Source organism: Sphingomonas metalli (assembly GCF_014641735.1).
Classification (GTDB): domain Bacteria; phylum Pseudomonadota; class Alphaproteobacteria; order Sphingomonadales; family Sphingomonadaceae; genus Sphingomonas; species Sphingomonas metalli.
In genome coordinates, this window is record NZ_BMIH01000003.1 from 770,219 (window position 1) to 789,300 (window position 19,082).

Below are 19,082 nucleotides of genomic sequence, written 5' to 3' on the forward strand. Positions count from 1 at the left end.
GAAGCACCTGCCGCACAGGCCATACTGGCCCTTCGAGACGCCGTTTCGACTTCGCTCAACGGCTCCTCAGGGCGAATGGCGTCCTGCGGAAACAAGCCTATCCCAGGATCGGCATCCACAAGGGTTGGCCCGCCAGGCTCTGCGACCCGCGCAGCCGTTCCAGCGCCTGCGCCACGCAGCGTTCCGGCCCTTCATGCGTCACGATCGCGACGAGGACATGGCCCTCCACCGTCACGCCGCGCTGGATCAGGCTTTCGATCGACACGCCCGCATCGCGCATCGCCGCGGCGATCTCGGCGAGCACGCCGACCCGGTCCTCGACGGTGAAGCGCAGATAGGCGCGGCCGCGGCGCTCGCCGCTGTCGGCGGCCGTCGGCGCGGCGAGAAGCGCGGCGGGCATGGCGAAGGGCGGCCCGGCGACCCCGCGGGCGATGTCGATCAGGTCGGCGACCACCGCACTCGCGGTCGGCCCCTCGCCCGCCCCGGCGCCCTGGAAGAAGAGGCGGCCGACATGATCGCCCTCCGCCACCACCGCGTTGGTCGAGCCGGTGACATGCGCGAGCGGATGATCGAACGGCACGAGGTGCGGATGGACCCGCTGGAACAGCCCGTGCGGCCCCGCCTCGGCCAGACCGACCAGCCGGACCCGATGGCCCAGCGCCGCCGCCTCGGCGATGTCGGCGCCCAGCACATGGCGAATCCCCTGCGCCTGCACCGCGGCGAAGGCCGGCCGTGTGCCGAAGGCGATGCTGGCGAGGATCGACAGCTTGTGTGCCGCATCGATCCCGTCGATGTCGAAGGTGGGATCGGCTTCCGCGTAACCCAGCGCCTGCGCCTCGGCGAGCACCTCGGCGAAGTCGCGGCCCTCCGCCTCCATCTTCGACAGGATGAAATTGCAGGTGCCGTTGAGGATGCCATAGACGCGGCCGATCGCATTCGCCGCCGCGCCTTCGCGCAAGCCCTTGATGACCGGGATGCCGCCGGCGACCGCCGCCTCGAACTTGAGCGGTGCGTTGCCACGCTCGGCCAGCTCAGCCAGCTCGAGGCCATGGTGCGCCAGCATTGCCTTGTTCGCGGTGACGAAACCCCGGCCCGCGGCGAGAGTCGCCCGGGCGAGGGTCAGCGCGGGCCCGTCCGAACCGCCGATCATCTCGGCCACCACGTCCACATCGTCCTGCGCGGCGAGCGCGCTGGTGTCGTCCACCCAGGCGAAGCGCGACAGGTCGATGCCGCGGTCTCGCGTACGATCGCGGGCGGAAATGGCGACGACCTCGATCGGGCGCCCCGCGCGGCGGGTAATCAGGTCGCGGTTTGCGTCGAGCAGCCGGATGACGCCGCCGCCTACCGTGCCCAGCCCTGCCAATGCCACCCGCAACGCGTCCGCCATCCGTCCTGTCCCCGCTATCGTGTTGTCATACTCATCGTCATGCCGGGCTTGTCCCGGCATCGACCGTTGCGCATGGCCAACGGCCGTTGCCTATGCGGAACAGTGGCCTCCGGAACAAGTCCGGGGTGACGGCGCGGTCTTGTCCGGCGCTTTGCAAAGCGGCTGGCATCGGCCATGCTGGCGACATGACCACCTCCTCCGTCCGGCCGATGGCCGAGCTGACCGTACGCGGCGTCCTGCTCGGCGGGCTCATCACGCTGCTGTTCACCGCCGCAAACGTCTATCTGGGCCTGAAGGTCGGGCTGACCTTCGCCACTTCAATCCCGGCGGCAGTGATCTCCATGGCGATCCTGCGCTATCTGCCCGGCGCGACGATCCTGGAAAACAATATCGTCCAGACGGTCGCCTCGGCCGCCGGCACGCTGGCGGCGATCATCTTCGTGCTGCCGGGTCTCGTCATGATCGGCTGGTGGCAGGGCTTTCCCTATCTGACGACCGCCGCGATCACCGCGTTCGGCGGCATCTTGGGCGTGATGTTCTCGGTCCCGCTGCGCCGCGCGCTCGTGGTCGACACGCCCCTGCCCTATCCCGAAGGCCGCGCCGCCGCCGAGGTACTGAAGGTCGGCGCCGGCAGCCGCGAAGGCGCGGCGGAAAGCGCGCGGGGGCTGATGATGATCGTGTGGAGCGCGGTGACCTCCGCCGCCTTCGCCATCCTGACCCAGACCCGGCTTGCGACGGCGGAGGCGGCGCTGTGGTTTCGCGCGGGGAGCGGCGCGACGGGGATCGCGGGCGGCCTGTCCTTCGCGCTGATCGGCGCTGGGCATCTGGTCGGCCTGTCGGTCGGCCTCGCCATGTTCGTCGGGATCGTCGTGGGCTGGTGGATCGTGCTGCCGATCCTGACCGCCGCGGCGCCGATCGCGGCGGGCGGCGACGTCGCCGCCTGGGCGGGCGGCGTGTTCCGCAGCGACGTGCGCTTCTTCGGCGCGGGCGTGATCGGAGTGGCGGCGATCTGGACGCTGCTCAAGATCATCGGGCCGGTCGTCCGTGGCATCCAGTCGGCGATCGCCGCCTCCGCCGCCAAGCGCGACGGCGCCACCGTGGAACTGGGCGAGCGCGACCTGCCGATCGGCATCGTCGCGGGCGTGACGCTGGCGATGCTGGTGCCGATCGCACTTCTTCTCTGGACGGTGATCCGCGGCGGGCCGCTGGCCGGATCGGAAGTCGCGCTGATCGGCGGCGCGCTCCTGTTCATCCTCGTCATCGGGCTCGTGATCGCGGCGGTGTGCGGATACATGGCCGGGCTGATCGGTGCCTCGAATTCGCCGGTATCGGGAATCGGCATCCTGTCGGTGCTGGCGGCCAGCCTGATGCTCGTCGGGTTCTTCGGCCGCGGCACCTCGCCCGACGTCACGCAGGCACTGGTCGCCTATGCGTTGATCGTGACCGGGATCGTGTTCGGCGTGGCGACCATCTCCAACGACAATCTTCAGGATCTGAAGACCGGCCAGCTGGTCGGCGCGACGCCGTGGAAGCAGCAGGTGGCGCTGGTCTTCGGCGTGATCTTCGGCTCGATCGTGGTGCCGCCGGTGCTCAACCTGCTCGGCTCGACGCTGGGCTTCGTCGGCACGCCGGGCGCGGGGCCGAACGCGCTGGCCGCGCCGCAGGCTGCGCTGATCTCCGCGCTCGCCAAGGGCGTGCTCGGCGGGGACCTGAACTGGGCGATGATCGGCTGGGGCGCACTCGCCAGTGCGGTCATCATCGTGATCGACGAGGCGCTGGGCCGGGCGGGCAAGCTCCGCCTGCCGCCGCTGGGCGTCGGCCTCGGCGTGTATCTGCCGATGGCGGTGACGCTGCCGGTGGTGCTGGGTGCGGTGATCGGCGCGATCTACGACCGCTGGGCGCGACGACAGCCCGATGCCGAGGGCGCCGAGCGGATGGGCGTGCTCGCCGCGACGGGCATGATCGTGGGCGAGAGCCTGTGGGGCGTGGCATTTGCCGGGATCGTCTACGCGACAGGCTCGGATGCGCCGCTCGCGATCGTCGGTCCGCCCTTTGAAACCGCAGCCCTGATAGGGGGCACGCTGCTGTTCCTGGCGCTTGTGGCCATGCTCTACCGCTATGCGCGCGTGCAGGTACGGGGGTGACTCCGTGCCTGGGGGCTGCGGAGAGCGGCCCCTCCACGCTTGCGAACCGATCTAATCCCGCGCTGCCTGCATGATCCTGGCTACGGCGGCGTCCTGAGGGCGACCGGTAGCGGCGAGGCCATCGATCACACTGTCGGTTGGCGTCCGGATGGTGCTGCGCCATCTTCCAGGTTCCGGAGAGGGCCGTGATCGACAAGCGCATGCCCACGATCCCGCGGAGCAGGCGATCACGATAATCGGCGGGCGCGTCTTCCACGCGCCAGGGTTCGTCGCGCTCCGCCTCGTGCCGGTCGGTCAGCGCGGCGACATGGGCGCGGAGCCAATCGGGATCGCGCTCGACCGAGAGGTCGCCACGCGCTTTGACCACGACATAGTTCCAGGTCGGGACGGCACGGCCGTCGACCCGTTTGGACGGGTACCAGCCGGGATGCAGATAGGCGTGCGGACCCTGGAAGATGGCGAGCGCGGTCCCGCCCCGCTCCGCGATCCGCCAGAAGGGGTTTGCGAGCGCGACATGCCCTTCCAGCCGCGTCGCGCCGTGATCGGCGAGCAGCGGCAAGTGCACCGCCTCGATCCGGCCGTCCGGATCGGCCGCGACCAGCGACGCGAAGGCGATGTCGCGCATCGCCGCGGCGAGCACCGCCGGCCGCTCCTCGCGGAACTGGCGCGGCGGGTACATCGGAGTTTTCGTCAGGCCATGGCGGCGAGGAGCTCGTCCACGCCGACAAAGGCGAAGCCGATCGAGCTGTCGGCGATGCCATAGGGCAGGAACAGACGGTCGCCGTGCAGGATCGCGCCGCACGAATAGACGACGTTGGGCACATATCCCTCGCGGTCCTGATCCTTGGCGGCGAGGATCGGCTCGCGCGTCCGGCCGATCACCTTGGACGGATCATGCTTGTCGAGCAGCACGGCGCCGATCGAATATTTGCGCATCGCGCCGACCCCGTGGGTCAGCAGCAGCCAGCCCTCGTCCAGCTCGATGGGCGGACCGCAATTGCCGATCTGCACGAGCTCCCACGGATAGACGGGGGTGAGGATCTTCTCGCCATTGTCCCAATGGGTCAGATCGTTCGACTTGAGCAGGAACAGGTTCTCGCCGTCCGATCGGCCGATCATCATATACTGGCCGTCGACCGCGCGCGGAAACAGCGCCATGCCCTTGTTGTGGCTGGCGGTGCCGCTCATCGGCACGAGATCGAAGGCGCGGAAGTCGCGGGTGCGCATCAGCTCAGACTGGATCGACGAGCCGTTATAGGCGGTATAGGTGCCGATCCATTCGAAGCTGCCGTCCTCATGCTGGAAGCGGACGATGCGCATGTCCTCCAGCCCCTTGGACTGGGCACCGGTCATCGGGAAGATGACGGTGCCCGACAGGGTGGAGTCGCGATGGCGATAGACGGTGATCGGCCCTTCGAGCACCGACTCGCGATCCTGCCCGACCGCGTCGGTCGCGGTGGCGAAGGGCGGTTCGGGCGCGAGCCTCATCTCGTCGCGATCGGTGATGATGCCTTCCCGGAACGCGACGGAGGAAATGTGCCCCTCGCCCACCGACCGCATCGACATGAGGATGCGCAGCGACCCCGGGGGCATGCCCGACTGGTCGAAATGCGGGACCGCCGACGGATTCATCAGCGCCGCGGCGGCATAGCTGTATTCGTGGCAGAAATAGGCGCCGATCAGCTGCCGCTTCTCGTCGTCGATGCGCGCACCGTCGAGGCCGAGCAGGTCCTCGATCTCGTCATAGCGGGTCATGAAGACGCGCCGCGTCTGCCAGTGCCGCGCCTCGAAATCCTTGAGCACGGTCTCCAGCTCGGCGCGCGCCTGCGCCGTGGTCATGGCCAGCACCTCGCCCACCAGCCGCTCGGTGCGGCTGGGCGGGGCGCCGTGGCCGCCGAACGCGATGTGGAACGGGCGAACCACCACGCGCGAGGGATCGGCGTGCAGCCGCAATTCGTGGTTGAAGAGCTTCATCGCGTCTGGCGGCCCCGATACTGGTCGTCACTGGCGCGGCGACACGAGCGTGGCTACGCGACGGCGCGCGACGCTCCTGCCACGGGGATAGCCTTGCGCGCCAGCCCCGAAATCGCACAATTCGCCAGTTGCAGCGCGAGGATCGACTCGGCGCCCTGGTTGCGGTTGAGCCCGTTGGGCATCAGTCCGTCGAAGCATCCGCCATCGGCGACGCTGGCCAGCGGCAGGTCGAGGTCGTTGGCGCCGAGGAACCAGCCATAGGCGCGCATAGCCTCGTCCACCCAGCGCTGCTCCCCGGTCGCCGCGTGCGCGGCAAGGCAGGCATCGACGGTCGCCTGCGCCTCCAGCGGCTGCTGATCGAACTGAAGCGGTTCGGCATAGGGTCGGCCGAAGCTCTCGGTGCCGACCGCGCGGAACCGGCCCTCGGGCGATATCTGCTTGCTGCAGATCCATTCGAGCGTGTGGAGACCGCAGTCGATCAGGTCCTGACGATTAAGCGCCATGCCGGCGCGGATCAGCGCCTCCGGCAGACGGGCATTGTCATAGGCCAGCACGATCTCGAACCACTGCCATTCCGGGCGCCGCGTTTCGGCGAGCAGTTCGAGATGGGTGTCCGGAAAGCGCTGCAGGATGGTACGCGCCAGTTCGTGCCCGGGCTTGGCCTCGAGCATCGCCGCGGCGCCGAGCATCGCAAAGGCCTGGGCGCGCGGCGAATGGAGGTCGAGCGCCACCGCGGCGGTCGCGTCGAACATCACGCTCGCCCAGTCGCGGTGCTTGGCGGCGCGGGCATCGCGCGCGGTGACGCCGAGCGCCCAGATGGTGCGGCCGTTCGAATCCTCCGACCCGACATCCTCGCACCAGCTGCGATCGAAGTGCATGAAGTTGCGGAAGCGACGCTTGTCCGGGTTCCAGGCATATTGGACGAAGGACGCGTAGACGGTTGTCCACTTGTCGCACCGCTCGTCGTCGAGTTCGGGCATCGCGCTCATCAGCATCAGCGCGCGGGCATTGTCGTCGATGCAATAGCCGTGACGGCGGTCGGGCACCGAGTAGATCGAGTGCTGGAGCATGCCGGTCGCATCGCTCATCCGCTCGACAGCGGAAAAGTCGGGCGCGAGCGGGCGAAGCGCCGGCGCGGACGCCACGATCCGCCGCGGTCGCGCCGCCACTGCTGCTTCGGTCTCCGCCATCGCCGCCTCCGCCAGTCGCGGCCAGATCATCGTGCGGCCCCGCGCATAGGCCCGCCGCGACAGGGCCAGCCGATCGCGATCGTTGGACAGCAGCCGGTCGATATCGCGTGCGAACGCCTGCGCGTCGCCGAAGTCGACCAGCACGCCATGGCCGTCCGCCAGAATTTCGGTGGCGTGCACATAGGGGGTCGAGATCACCGGCTTGCCGACGCCGATCGCGTAGGACAGCGTGCCGGAAGTGATCTGCGCCGGATTGGTGTAGGGCGTCGCGTAGATATCGGCCGCCTGGAGATATTCGAGCAGCTCGTCATGCTCGAGAAAGGCGTCGACGAACTCCACATTGGCGGCGACGCCCTTCTCGGCGGCGAGCGCCTTGAGATGGTCGCGGTACCGCTCGCCCTCATGCGCAACGAGATTGGGGTGGGTGGCCCCGAGAACGACGTAGAGCAGGTCCGGGTGGCGGGCGACCGCGGCCGGTAGTGCAGAGATGATCGTCTCGATCCCCTTGTTGGGCGCGAGGAGACCAAAGGTCAGGACGACCGGACGGCCTTCCCAGCCGAAGCGTGGCTTGAGCTGGTTGGGATCGAGCAGCGGCCGATCGGGAACGCCATGGGGGATCATGACGATCTGGCGTGGGTTGGCGCCATAGACGCGCTGGAGAATCTCGCGCCCCTTCTCCGCCATCACCACGATCCGCGCCGCGCGCTGGAGCAGGCCCTCCAGCACCCGGCGCTCGTCGGCACTCGGCTTTTCGAGCACCGTGTGGAGGGTGACGATCAGCGGCAGCGTCGTGCGGTCGAGAAGCGACAGGATATGCTCGCCGGCCGGGCCGCCATAGATGCCATATTCGTGCTGGAGCCAGATGGCCTGGGCGCCGGATGCCTCGATCGCACGCGCCGCGGCGAGATAGGCGGAGAGGTCATGCTGGGCGATCGCGCCGGTGACGGCCGGCGGATAGGCGTAGCGTCCCGGGTGGTCGTCCATCGCCCATACATCGACGCGAACGTCGGGAAAGCGATCGCGCACCGCCTTGTAGACGTCGGTGGTGAAGGTGGCGAGGCCGCACTGACGCGGCAGGAAGTTACCGATCAGCGCCAGATGATTGATCGTACCCGCACCCACGCGCTCCACCATCGCCTTCCTCATGCCCCATAACAGGACAGGGACTCGCCCCGTCATGGCTGAACGAACCGTTCATCGGGCCGAAGGTTGCATGGATTGCCGCAGCGCAACACGAAAATGTCACGATACATCGCTAGGGTAGATGATGCTGTTCCGTAAGCGCGAACGGCTGATCAGTTCGTTGACCACGCAGCGCGTTGCAAAGACGAAGAAATTTCAGCCTCGACCGCGATAGGGCGCGACGCCCTGATCGGGCAGCCACAGTCCCTCGGGCGGCGCGCCGGACTGCCAGAAGACGTCGATCGGGATACCGCCGCGCGGATACCAAAATCCGCCGATTCGCAACCAGAGCGGCTTCATCTCGTCGAACAGACGCTGTCCGATCCCAACGGTGCAATCCTCGTGAAACGCGGCATGATTGCGGAACGCGCCGAGGAACAGCTTGAGCGACTTGGATTCGACGATCGTCTCGCCCGGCGCATAGTCGAGGACGAGATGGGCGAAGTCGGGTTGGCCGGTCACCGGGCAGAGCGAGGTGAATTCCGGTACGGCGAAGCGCACGAGATACAGGCTGCCGGGGCGGGGATTGGGAACATAGTCGAGCTCCGCCGCCTCGGGCGAGGCGGGCAGCGCGCTGGACTGGCCGAGATGCTTGGGGGTCATGGCCGCGCATGTAGGGGCGCGGTGACCGGAAGCAAAGTTTGCGCGCGCTCGTGCACCCGAATGAGCGCAAAGTGCCTCTTTGCACTCCCTCGACGCCGCCGGGCCGGAAGATTAGGGAGCCGGCGCATGGAATCGCTTGTATCGACCGATTGGCTCGCAGGCGCGCTCGGCGCCCCCGATCTCGTGGTGGCCGACGCGACCCTGCTCGCGGGCGAACTGGGGCGCGACGCCCGCGCCGAATATCGCGGCGGCCATATTCCCGGTGCGGTGTTCCTCGATCTGGCGTCGCTGCGCGACACGACTTCGCCGCTTCCGAACACGCTGCCCGATGCGGCGACGATGGCGCGGCACCTCGAGCCGCTGGGCCTGGGCGACGGCGCACGGATCGTGCTCTACGACGACTCGCCATGGCGCTCGGCGGCCCGGGCCTGGTGGCTGCTGCGCAGCTTCGGGATCGGCGACGTCGCGATCCTCGATGGCGGCCTCGCCAAATGGCGTGCGGAGGGACGGCCGCTATCCACCGGGGACGAGGTGGCGCCGCCCCGCCCCGTCACCCCACACTTCAACGAAGCGCGGCTGCGGACCCGCGAGCAGGTGCGCGGCAATCTGGCGACGGGGGCCGAGCAGCTGCTCGACGCCCGCTCGCGGCCGCGCTTCACCGGCGAGGAGCCGGACCCGCACGGCGCGGCGCCCGGCCATATCCCGGGGGCGCAGTGCATCCCCTATCCCCGCTTCTTCGAAGGCGACGGGACGTGGAAGCGGGGAGACGCGCTGAAGGCTGTGTTCGCCGACGTCGATCTGGACGCACCGCTGGTCGCGACCTGTGGATCCGGGGTCACCGCGGCAGTAATCGCCTTCGCCGCGCATCTGCTGGGTCGCGAGGCGGCGATCTATGACGGCAGCTGGTCCGAATGGGGCAGCGATCCGGCCAGCCCCAAGGCGCTCGGCCTGTGAGCGGCGGCAAATCCGACAAGCCCGCCACGCAGGTGGTGCAGGCCGGGCGGCGGCCCGAATGGACGGGCGGGATCGTCAACCCGCCGGTCTGGCGCGCCTCCACGATCCTCTACGATTCGGTCGCGCATCTGCGGGCCACGGGCGCGAAGGACACGCACCACACGCTGTTCTACGGACGGCGGGGCACGCCGACCCAATGGTCGCTGGCCGATGCGCTCACCGAACTGGAGCCGGGGGCGGAGGCGACCTTCCTCTATCCATCCGGCGTGGCGGCGGTGGCGGCGGCGCTGCTGACCGTGCTGTCGCCGGGCGACGAACTGTTGCTGGTCGACAGCGCCTATGACCCGACCCGCTCGCTGGCGACGGGCCTGCTGGCGCGGATGGGGATCGCCACCCGCTTCTACGACCCCATGATCGGCGCCGGTATCGCAGAGCTGATCGGGCCGCAGACGCGCGCGATCTTCATGGAAAGCCCGGGCAGCCTGACCTTCGAGGTGCAGGACGTGCCTGCGATCGTCGCTGCGGCCCGCGCGCGAGGGGTCGCGACACTCATCGACAATACCTGGGCGACCCCCCTCCTCTTCCCGACGATCGGGCTCGGGGTCGACATGGCGATTCTCGCCTGCACCAAATATATCGTCGGCCATTCGGACGTGATGCTGGGATCGGTCACCGCCAATCCCGCCTGGTTCAAGCGGCTGCGTGAGACGAGCTTCCAGCTGGGCCAGCATGTCAGCCCCGACGATGCGTGGCTCGGCAGCCGGGGATTGCGAACGATGAAGCTGCGGCTCGACCGGCATGGCGAGAGCGCGTTGGCGGTGGCGCGATGGCTGGCGACGCGGCCAGAGGTAGCCCGGGTGCTTCACCCCGCCCTGCCCGACTGCCCCGGCCATGAGACCTTTCTGCGCGATTTCCGCGGACCGGCGGGGCTGTTCGCCTTCGAGCTTGCGGGCGGCGACGATGCGGCGCGGACTGCCCTGATCGACGGGCTGGAGCATTTCGGGATCGGCTATAGCTGGGGTGGTTATGAAAGCCTGGTCGTGCCGATCGACCCTCACCGCTATCGCAGCGTGACCCGTCGCCAGGCGGCAGGACCGATGGTGCGGCTGCAGATCGGGCTGGAAGATGTCGACGACCTGATCGCAGATCTGGCCGCCGGGCTGGACCGCTTTAGCGCGGTGCGCGGCTGACAAGTACATGATTTTGAGATGCGCACCACCCCGGCCGCAGACACGTAGATGAAATCGCACTGGTTAGAATAACTTCCGCGTGAATGTGACGTCTGCGCAACATAATATGGCTGTTCCGTGCCCCGTTGTACGAAACCGACTTGTGCAGGTGCGAAGGCGCTGGCATTCCAGCGCGACCGGCAGAGCGATCGCGCGGGGGCTTTGAGCCCCGATCATACAGACGCGGCATCGTCGGGACATGCAGGCGGGGACATCGGATCCATCCCATGAAAGGGACAATCGATGCGCTTCTCGCACCTTCTGGCCGGCGGCCTGTGTCTTGCCGCGGCCGCTCCTGCTCTTGCGCAGGAGGAAACGGCACCGCCCTCGCCGATCACCGTCAGCGGCAGCGTTTCCGTGCTTACCGACTATCGCCTGCGCGGCATCTCCCAGACCAACAAGAACGCGGCGGTGCAGGGCGCGCTGACGATCGCGCATGAAAGCGGCATCTATATCGGCACCTTCGCCTCCAACCTTGCGGGCTGGGGCACGTTCGGCGGCGCCAATATGGAGCTGGATGCGATCGGCGGCTGGAAGAAGACCTTCGGCAGCGCGACGACCGACGTCGGCGTGACGTGGTACACCTATCCGGGCGGCGCCTCTGAATCGGATGTGGTCGAGTTCTTCGGCCGCCTCTCGGGCACCGCCGGGCCGGCGACGCTGACCGCCGGCGTCTATTATGCTCCCAAGCAGACGTCGCTGGGCTATTTCACCGCCTCGGCAACGCCGTTCGTCGCGGGTGACGGCACCCGGCGCGACAATCTCTACCTGACCGGCGACGGCACGGTGGGCATTCCCGGCACGCCGATCACGGCCAAGGCGCATATCGGCTATTCGAAGGGCAACAAGGGACTCGGTCCCAACGGCACCAGCCTGGCCCCGACCGGCAAATATTGGGACTGGTCGCTGGGTGCGGACGTCGCCTTCTACAAGAACCTGACCTTCAACGTCTCCTATGTCGACACCGACATCGGCGACAGCGAGTCGGCCTATCTGCGGCCGAACCTTTCCAAGGGGCAGGTCGATGGCGGGGCGTCGATCACCGATCCCACCGTGGTCTTCTCAATCACCGCGGCCTTCTGATTGCGCGCGCCGGGCGGCGCTCTAAAGGGTGCCGCCCGGTGGTCTCGTGCGAAGATTGCATATTGGTTTGCGCAGAGGCGCGGAGGACGCAGAGCCGTGCGCCGAGCGCGACGCGCGCCTGCTTCGATGACCATCTGATAATTGACGTCGCCCCAGCGCAGGCTGGGGCCTTTTGCGACTGGCGTGCTTCGATCGCGGCAGATCCCAGCCTTCGCTGGGATGACGTAGTTCTTCGCTAGGTTGACGTGGTCGGGTAACCGTTCGTGCTGAGCGAAGTCGAAGCACCGTCTAGCCTCAGGCACTTCGACTGCGCTCAGGGCGAGCGGTCAGAGGTCGGCCGATCTCGCGTCATCCAACTCCAGCGATTCGCCGCTCTTCCCCCTCAATTCTGCGGCGTAGCGGGCTGCGGCGTGCTGGCCTGCGGCGTCACCCGTGCGTCCTGGCCGTCGCCCTGCGGGGCGGCGACGATGTCGCGGGTGGTGGTGCCCTTGTCGACGACATTGGTGTCGGGATCGCCGACCTGCGACCGGATGCCCGGATCGGTCGCATCGGCGCCGGCCTGGTTGAGCGTCGCGGTCTCGGCGGCGCTGCGGCGCGGGGCGCCGAAGATCGCCTCCAGCGTCTGCTGCTGGCCGACATTGTCCTGCGCACGCGCCGCGCCGGGCTTGGGCGGGACCAGCGCATAGTCGGGCGGGATCACCAGCGGCGCCTGGCGGGCGACGGCGAACTCGTCGGGACGCTTGCGGTTGAGGGGATTGCTGGCGCAGCCGGCGAGGAGCGACAGCCCTGCCGCGAGGATGACGACGTTACGCATGGGGACTCTCCGCAGAAGAAGAAGGCTGACCGGCTGTCGATTGCGTGTCGCGGACGAGCAGCGCGCGCAGCAGCAAGAGCACGACGCCGATGGTAATCGCGGCATCGGCGACATTGAAGACCAAAAAGGGCCGCCACTCCCCGAAGTGGAGGTCGGCGAAATCGACCACGTAGCCGAAGCGTACCCGGTCCAGGATGTTGCCGAGCGCGCCGCCGAGGACGAGGCCGAGCGCGATCTGGTCGGCCGGCTTCTTCTCGCGCGTCATCCAGATCGCGACCCCGAGCGCGATCGCGCCGGTCATCGCGACGAGCGCCCAGCGCGTGCCGTCGCCGTCCGCCGGCAACAGGCCTAGAGAAACGCCGATATTGGGCACGAAGCGAAGCGCGAAGAAGCCGGTCACCTCGCGCGCGGCGCCGAGATGGTCGATCCCGAGCGGTCCGGTGACCGCCCATTTGCTGAGCTGGTCGGCGGCGAACAGCAGGGCGGCGGCGACCAGGCCGCGGACAGGCAGCGTCATGCCGCCTCTCCCTGACCCGTCACGGCCGTGACGGCGGTACAGCGGTTGCAGAGCAGCCCGTCCTCCGTCACTTCGGGAAGATGGCGCCAGCAGCGGCCGCACTTGTGATAGTCGGTCCGGGCGACCGTCACGCTGCCGTCACCCGGCGACACGTCGGCGACGATGAACAGTTCGGCGAGCAGCGCGGCGGGCAGCGGCTGATCGGAAACGGTCACCATCGCCTCGTTGCTCGACCGGATCGTCTTTTCGCGGCGGAGCGGCTCGATCGCTTCGGTCACCGTCTCGCGCAGCGCGCGCACCGCCTGCCAGCGGGTGCCGAGCGCGGCGTCATCGGACGCAGGAGCCGGCAGCTGCGGCCATTCGAGCAGATGGACTGAGCCGTCCTCCGAAGGGTAGCGTGCCTGCCACACCTCTTCGGCGGTGAAGCAGATCACCGGCGCCGCGTAGCGGACGAGCGCGTGGAAGAGGATGTCGAGGACGGTGCGATAGCTGCGGCGCTTCACGCTGTCCGCCGCGTCGCAATAGAGGCTGTCCTTGCGCACGTCGAAGAAGAAGGCGGACAGGTCCTCGTTCGCGAAGTCGGTCAGCAGGCGCAGATAGCGGTTGAACTCATAGCCCGTCGCCGCCTCGCGCAGCTCGGTGTCGAGCATGTGGAGGCGATGGAGGATGTAGCGTTCGAGCTCCGGCATGTCGGCCGGCGCGACCTTCTCCGCCTCGCTGAAGCCGTCGAGCGCGCCGAGCAGATAGCGGAACGTGTTGCGCAGCTTGCGATAGGCGTCCGACGCGGTCGCCAGCACTTCCTTGCCGATGCGGACATCGTCGAAATAGTCGGTCGAGGCGACCCACATGCGCAGGATGTCCGCGCCGCTCTCGCCGATCACCTTGAGCGGATCGACGACATTGCCGAGGCTCTTGGACATCTTGCGGCCCTGGCCGTCGAGCGCGAACCCGTGGGTGAGCACCGCGTCATAGGGCGCACGGCCGCGGGTACCGCAGCTCTCGAGCAGCGAGGACTGGAACCAGCCGCGATGCTGGTCCGACCCTTCGAGATAGAGGTTGGCGCGGACGCCTTCGCCATAGCGCGCCTCGACGGTGAAGACATGGGTGCAGCCCGAATCGAACCACACGTCGAGAATGTCCTGCACCGGCTCGTAATCGGCGAGCGTATAGCCATCGCCGAGCAGCGCCTGATGGTCGCCGGTGAACCAGGCATCCGCGCCGCCGGCCCGGAAGGCCTCGACGATGCGGGCGTTGACCGCCGGGTCGCGCAGATAGTCGCCGGTGGCGCGGTGGACGTAGAGCGCGATCGGCACGCCCCAGGCGCGCTGGCGGCTGATCACCCAGTCGGGCCGGCCCTCCACCATCGCGGTGATGCGGTTCTCCGCGCGGGCCGGCACCCAGCGGGTGCGGGCGATCGCGTCGAGTGCGAGTTCGCGCAGGGTGGCGCCGTTGCCGGAACCAAGCCCCTCCCCTTCAGGGGAGGGGTTGGGGTGGAGCGCTTCCCCAAGCGCGTCGGCCTCGGTGAGACTGCGACGCCCCACCCCTGACCCCTCCCCTGAAGGGGAGGGGAGAATGGAAGCGCGGTCCATCGGAATGAACCATTGCGGGGTCGCGCGGAAGATGACCTTGGCCTTGGACCGCCAGCTGTGCGGATAGCTGTGCGCGAAGTCGTCGCTGGCGGAAAGCAGCGCGCCCACTTCGCGCAGGTCGGCGCAGATCGGGCCGTCGGCGGCGACGAACTTCTTGTTGATGACGCTGCCCTGCCCGCCCAGCCACGGCCAGTCGGCGCGGTAGAGGCCGGCGGCGTCGACCGCGAAGACGGGCTCGATCCCGTACTGGCGGCAGAGGAGGAAATCGTCCTCGCCATGATCCGGGGCCATGTGGACGAGGCCGGTGCCGGCATCGGTCGTCACGAAGTCGCCGGGCAGGAAGGGGCGCGGGGTGGCGAAGAAGCCGCCCAGGGCGTGCATCGGATGCTTAGCGGTCGCGCCGTCGAATTCCGTGCCCTTCACCAGCGCCACCAGCTCCTCCATCTGGAGGCCGGTGCGCTTGCTGAAGGCGGGGAGCAGCGGCTCGGCGACGACGAACTTGCGGCCGCCGCTCTTGAACAGGACGTAGTCGTGCGAGCGGCCATAGGCGAGCGCCTGGTTGACCGGGATCGTCCAGGGCGTCGTCGTCCAGATGACCGCGGTTGCGCCGACCAGTTCGGGCCAATCGGCCGATGCGATCTCGAACCCGACATCGATCTGGGTGGATACGATGTCCTCATACTCCACCTCCGCCTCGGCCAGCGCGGTCTTTTCGACCGGCGACCACATGACGGGCTTGGCACCGCGATAGAGCTGGCCCGATTCGGCGAACTTCAACAGCTCGCCGACGATCGCCGCCTCCGCGTCGAACTTCATGGTGAGATAGGGATCGTCCCAGTCGCCCATGATGCCCAGCCGCTCGAACTGGCCCCGCTGCACCGCGACCCACTTCTCGGCATAGGCGCGGCACTCGGCGCGGAACTGGTCGACCGGCACGTCGTCCTTGTTCTGCTTCTTCGCGCGATAGGCCTCCTCGACCTTCCACTCGATCGGCAGGCCATGACAGTCCCATCCCGGGACATAGGGTGCATCCTTGCCCATCAGCGACTGGCTGCGGACGATGATGTCCTTAAGCACCTTGTTCATCGCATGGCCCATATGGATGTCGCCATTGGCGTAGGGCGGGCCATCGTGGAGGATGAACAGCTCGCGCCCGGCACGCTCCCGGCGCAGGCGCTGGTACAGCCCGATCCGCGCCCAGCGGTCGAGGATCGCAGGCTCCTTGGCGGCGAGGCCCGCCTTCATCGGGAAATCGGTCGTCGGCAGGAAGACGGTGTCGCGCCAGTCCCTGCCCTGAGCGGCGGTGTCGGTCATTCGCCCGCGCTTAGAATGTCCCGCGCCCGGGCACAATCGGCGTCCATCTGTGCGATGAGGGCGGGCAGCCCGTCGAACATCGCCTCCAGGCGGAGATACTCGATCAGCTCCACCTCCAGCCGCTCGCCGTAGAGATCGCCGGCAAAGTCGAAGAAGTGCGGCTCCAGCAGTTCCTTCAGCGGTTCGAACTGCGGGCGTATCCCCAGATTGGCGGCGCCGTTCAGCACCCGCCCGTCCGCCAGCCGTCCGCGCACGGCATAGATGCCGTAGGCGGGACGCAGATAATTGCCGAGCGACAGATTGGCGGTGGGGTAACCGATGGTGCGTCCGACCTTGTCGCCATGTTCCACCATTCCCTCGATCGCGAAGGGGCGGGTCAGCAGCCGCGCGGCTTCCCGCATCTCGCCGAGGCGCAGATGGGCGCGGATGCGGCTGGAGGAGACGGGCTCGCCATCGAGGCAGACGGGACCGACCGCCTGCGCCGCGAAGCCATGGCGCTCGCCCGCCGCCCGGAGCACTTCGACATTGCCCGATTTGCGATGGCCGAAGGTGAAGTCCTCGCCCGTCACCACGCCGGCGACCGCAAGGTGACCGAGGAGGCGCTCTGCGATAAACTGCTCGGCCGACAGCGCGGCGAGATCGCCATCGAAGCGGAAGACGACCATCGCATCGGCGCCGGCGCCGGCGAACAGGCGTTCGCGCTGGTCGAGCGTGGTCAGGCGAAAGGGCGGCGCATCGGGTTGGAAGTGCCGCACCGGATGCGGATCGAAGGTGGCGACCAGCGCCGGCCGTCCCTCGGCCCGGGCCCGCGCCACGGCCGCCGCCACCACCGCCTGGTGGCCGAGATGAAACCCGTCGAAATTGCCGAGCGCGACGATCCCCCCGGCCAGATGCGCCGGAACCGCCTCGCCGCCGTCAAGCCGCTGCATGGGGGCGCTTTAGAGAGGGTGGCGGGGCGTTGCTAGTGTGAACGCGGACCCGCGGCTGTCCCCGTCGCTGCTGCGCTGGCGAGCTTCCGCCGGGGCCTTGCAGTCTCTAGGCCTGCATGGGCTTGACGTTGGCGCTGGTCTTCCAATCCTTGCGGAGCCGCACCTTCGCACCGTGATCCCGATGACGTTCAGAGCCGCACGAGCGTGACGAAGCTGTAGCCGTCGTGATCCTCGCGCGCGACTTCCCGCAGGCCATCAAAGGCGGGGACGACTGCGTCACCTTCGGGTTCGGCATGGATCTCGGTCAGCTCGACGCGGTCGGGAGTGAAGAGCGCGAAGACCTCTACGCCGCCGATCACCATCGCCTCCTCCCCCGCCAGAGCCAGTGCCTCGCCGGGGCCATGCGCCACTTCGGCACCAGCGGCGGACCAGCCGGTGTCACGAGTCAGGACGATATGCCGGCGGCCGGGAAGCGGCGCGGGGAAGCTGTCGAAGGTCCTGCGACCCATCACCATCGGCCGCCCCATGGTGAGGGCCTTGAAGCGCTTGAGATCGGCGGGAATGTGCCAGGGCAGCTGGCCGTCGCGGCCGATCACGCCGTTGCGCGCGCGGGCGAGGATGAAGGTGATCACACCGCCACCGGCGCCTTGATATGCGGTTGCGCCGCATAGTCGTGCAGCACGAAGTCCTCGAGCGCATAGCCGTCGAGCGCGTCCGGGCGGCGCAGGATCTCCAGCCGCGGCAGCGGGCCGGGCTGGCGCACCAGCTGGGTGCGCGCCTGCTCCAGATGGTTGAGGTAGAGGTGGCAGTCGCCGCCGGTCCAGATGAATTCGCCCACCTCCAAATCGCATTGCTGCGCGAGCATATGCGTGAGGAGCGCGTAGCTGGCGATGTTGAACGGCACGCCGAGGAAGATGTCGGCCGAGCGCTGGTAGAGCTGGAGGGACAGGCGGCCATTGGCGACATGCGTCTGGAACAGGCAATGGCAGGGCGACAGCGCCATCGCCTGCAACTCGCCCGGATTCCACGCCGTGACGATCTGGCGGCGCGAGCCGGGATCGCGGCGGATGGTGGCGATCAGATCGGCGATCTGGTCGATATGGCGACCGTCCGTCGACACCCAGTCGCGCCACTGCTTGCCATAGACGGGGCCGAGATCGCCGTTCGCATCGGCCCATTCGTCCCAGATGCTGACCCGCTGCTCCTGCAGCCAGCGCACATTGGTGTCGCCGCGCAGGAACCAGAGCAGCTCGACGATGATCGAACGCAGGTGGAGCTTCTTGGTGGTGAGCACCGGAAAGCCTTGGGCCAGGTCGAAGCGCATCTGGTGGCCGAAGACCGACAGCGTGCCGGTGCCCGTCCGGTCGGTCTGCTGCGCCCCGTGGTTCAGGACGCGATCCATCAGGTCGAGATATTGGCGCATGGGCTCAGGACTGCATCCGGCAGGGCTTGATCGCTTCCGGCTCCGGCCGGGCGCCCTCGACGCGGAAGGCGGCCATATAGCCGCCCGCGGAGGGCATGGGCTGGCGCCACACCTGCCGATAGCCGACCGCGGCGAACTCGCACTGGAGCAGCTCGGGCGGGGTGCCGTGGTCCTGGGTACGGCGGTCGGCGTCGACCACGATCACCAGCCCGTCGGGCCTGAGCGCGGGGCGCATCCGCCAGAGGAATTCGTAGGGCTGCGCGATCTCGTGATACATATGGACCATGAGGACGCGGTCGAAGCTGGCGTCGGGCAGCTTGGGATCGGCCGCCTCGCCCAGCCGGACGCTGACATTCTCCAGCCGCTCGCGCGAGACGCGCTCGGCGAGTTGGTCGCGGACGCCGGCGACGATGTCCTCCGCCAGCACCCTGCCCTCCTTGCCGACGCGGGTGGCGAGGCGGACGGTATAATAGCCCTCGCCAGCGCCGATATCGGCGACGGTCATGCCGGGGCGGATCGCGGCACGATCCATCACCGTCTCCGCCTCGCGCAACCGGTCGCGGGCGTCCTCGTTCGACCAGCGCGACGAGACGATCTGCGCGACCGGGCGGTCGGCGGCAGGGAACGGGCCGGGGCGCTCGGGCTCGTGCTTGATCAGCGGCTTGGTGCCGTCGCAGGCGGCGAGGGTGAGCAGGAGGAATGCGGCGACCTGACTCATTCTGCTCGCTCCGCGCAACCGGGGCTCCAGAC

General features: G+C 68.3%; 15 protein-coding genes and 1 pseudogene. 4 read left to right on the forward strand and 12 right to left on the reverse strand.

The genetic code is table 11. The annotated features are described in order from the left end of the window. Window positions 1-97 precede the first annotated feature (97 nt). The gene (locus IEX18_RS14080; RefSeq protein WP_188659351.1) at window positions 98-1,387 is read right to left on the reverse strand and encodes a homoserine dehydrogenase; all 1,290 of its coding nucleotides are present in this window, start codon (window positions 1,385-1,387) and stop codon (window positions 98-100) included. Between the two features lie 185 nt (window positions 1,388-1,572). On the opposite strand from IEX18_RS14080, the gene IEX18_RS14085 reads away from it, so the two are divergent. Beyond that, the gene (locus IEX18_RS14085; protein WP_188659352.1) at window positions 1,573-3,531 is read left to right on the forward strand and encodes an OPT family oligopeptide transporter; all 1,959 of its coding nucleotides are present in this window, start codon (window positions 1,573-1,575) and stop codon (window positions 3,529-3,531) included. 244 nt (window positions 3,532-3,775) lie between these two features. On the opposite strand, the pseudogene IEX18_RS18870 reads toward IEX18_RS14085, so the two are convergent. The 4 genes and pseudogenes from IEX18_RS18870 to queF all read right to left on the reverse strand — a co-directional run. Continuing rightward, window positions 3,776-4,210 (reverse strand): annotated as a pseudogene (locus IEX18_RS18870) (FMN-binding negative transcriptional regulator); the annotation flags it as partial. 11 nt (window positions 4,211-4,221) lie between these two features. After that, a complete protein-coding gene (locus IEX18_RS14095) occupies window positions 4,222-5,505 on the reverse strand; it encodes a glycoside hydrolase family 130 protein (protein WP_188659353.1) in 1,284 nt (427 codons plus the stop codon). Between the two features lie 53 nt (window positions 5,506-5,558). Then, entirely contained in the window at window positions 5,559-7,841 is a 2,283-nt protein-coding gene (locus tag IEX18_RS14100) for a glycosyltransferase family 4 protein (RefSeq protein ID WP_229664576.1), read from the reverse strand. A gap of 192 nt (window positions 7,842-8,033) precedes the next feature. Beyond that, a complete protein-coding gene (gene queF, locus IEX18_RS14105; protein WP_188659354.1) occupies window positions 8,034-8,480 on the reverse strand; it encodes a preQ(1) synthase in 447 nt (148 codons plus the stop codon). Between the two features lie 126 nt (window positions 8,481-8,606). Between queF and IEX18_RS14110 the strand changes: the two genes are divergently transcribed. From IEX18_RS14110 to IEX18_RS14120, 3 genes are all read left to right on the forward strand, one after another. Beyond that, complete coding sequence (locus tag IEX18_RS14110; protein WP_188659355.1) at window positions 8,607-9,434, forward strand: sulfurtransferase; 828 nt, start codon at window positions 8,607-8,609, stop codon at window positions 9,432-9,434. Then, window positions 9,392-10,624, forward strand: a complete 1,233-nt coding sequence (gene metC, locus IEX18_RS14115; RefSeq protein ID WP_188659356.1) for a cystathionine beta-lyase — start codon at window positions 9,392-9,394, stop codon at window positions 10,622-10,624. The genes IEX18_RS14110 and metC overlap by 43 nt, the downstream gene beginning before the upstream one ends. A gap of 282 nt (window positions 10,625-10,906) precedes the next feature. Next, the gene (locus tag IEX18_RS14120; protein ID WP_188659357.1) at window positions 10,907-11,746 is read left to right on the forward strand and encodes a TorF family putative porin; all 840 of its coding nucleotides are present in this window, start codon (window positions 10,907-10,909) and stop codon (window positions 11,744-11,746) included. A gap of 382 nt (window positions 11,747-12,128) precedes the next feature. On the opposite strand, the gene IEX18_RS14125 is transcribed toward IEX18_RS14120, so the two are convergent. The 7 genes from IEX18_RS14125 to IEX18_RS14155 form a co-directional block, all read right to left on the reverse strand. Continuing rightward, window positions 12,129-12,560 (reverse strand): DUF3035 domain-containing protein, encoded by a 432-nt coding sequence (locus IEX18_RS14125; RefSeq protein WP_188659358.1) that lies wholly within the window; start codon window positions 12,558-12,560, stop codon window positions 12,129-12,131. Continuing rightward, window positions 12,553-13,077 (reverse strand): signal peptidase II, encoded by a 525-nt coding sequence (gene lspA, locus IEX18_RS14130; RefSeq protein WP_188659359.1) that lies wholly within the window; start codon window positions 13,075-13,077, stop codon window positions 12,553-12,555. The genes IEX18_RS14125 and lspA overlap by 8 nt, the downstream gene beginning before the upstream one ends. Next, a complete protein-coding gene (ileS, locus tag IEX18_RS14135; protein WP_188659360.1) occupies window positions 13,074-15,980 on the reverse strand; it encodes an isoleucine--tRNA ligase in 2,907 nt (968 codons plus the stop codon). Before ileS ends, lspA begins: the two co-directional genes overlap by 4 nt. Beyond that, window positions 15,977-16,909: a bifunctional riboflavin kinase/FAD synthetase gene (locus tag IEX18_RS14140; protein ID WP_188659361.1), complete on the reverse strand. Its 933-nt coding sequence runs from the start codon at window positions 16,907-16,909 to the stop codon at window positions 15,977-15,979. Before IEX18_RS14140 ends, ileS begins: the two co-directional genes overlap by 4 nt. A gap of 188 nt (window positions 16,910-17,097) precedes the next feature. Beyond that, entirely contained in the window at window positions 17,098-17,541 is a 444-nt protein-coding gene (locus tag IEX18_RS14145) for a dihydrofolate reductase (protein WP_188659362.1), read from the reverse strand. Continuing rightward, a complete protein-coding gene (locus tag IEX18_RS14150) occupies window positions 17,538-18,332 on the reverse strand; it encodes a thymidylate synthase (RefSeq protein WP_188659363.1) in 795 nt (264 codons plus the stop codon). Before IEX18_RS14150 ends, IEX18_RS14145 begins: the two co-directional genes overlap by 4 nt. A gap of 4 nt (window positions 18,333-18,336) precedes the next feature. Further along, window positions 18,337-19,050 (reverse strand): class I SAM-dependent methyltransferase, encoded by a 714-nt coding sequence (locus IEX18_RS14155; protein ID WP_188659364.1) that lies wholly within the window; start codon window positions 19,048-19,050, stop codon window positions 18,337-18,339. Window positions 19,051-19,082: the final 32 nt, after the last annotated feature.